Consider the following 605-nt stretch of genomic DNA (forward strand, 5'->3'; position numbering starts at 1 on the left):
CAGGATGATCAAAAAGCTATTATTACTTTTGTGAATCAAAATGATAATAAGGAATTAGGAAAAGTAACTGAAACTGGGAAATCTGGAGAAGTAATCGGCCGAACAAATTATGAATCTGAGCTCAAGAAATTGCAAGAGCAAGGATACAGAGTTGTCAAAGACGAATTTAAAGATCCACAAAACTTTGATAAGGATAGTAAGACAGATCAACAGTATACTGTTACCTTGGAAGAACCAATTGTACCGTTTGATCCGACAAATCCACCAAAACCAACAGACCCAATAGATCCAGAAAATCCAATCGGACCTAAATGGGATGATGAGAAGATCAAACAGTTAACAGATGAATCTGTTAAGGACTTTAAACGTACGATTAGTTATGTCTATGAAGATGGGACAGAAGCTTCACCAAGCTTTACAGACACAGCACGCTTTACTCGTAAATTAAAGGTTAATGTTGTTACAAAAGAAATCGTTGAAAGAGGAGACTGGATCTCAACAGACGATGTTGTAAAAGGTCAAACATCACCAGTAATCAAAGGGTATTTAGCAGATAAAGCAAGTGTTTCAGATGAAACATTAACAGCTGAATCAGTGAACCCAGT

Annotated in this window: 1 pseudogene; it reads left to right on the forward strand. The window is 36.5% G+C overall.

Annotated features, from left to right (window positions below):
• Window positions 1-605 (forward strand): annotated as a pseudogene (locus tag NMM25_RS10525) (hypothetical protein); the annotation flags it as partial.

Origin of the sequence: Streptococcus sp. CF10-1 (genome assembly GCF_024295825.1) — a bacterium.
Lineage (GTDB): Bacteria > Bacillota > Bacilli > Lactobacillales > Streptococcaceae > Streptococcus.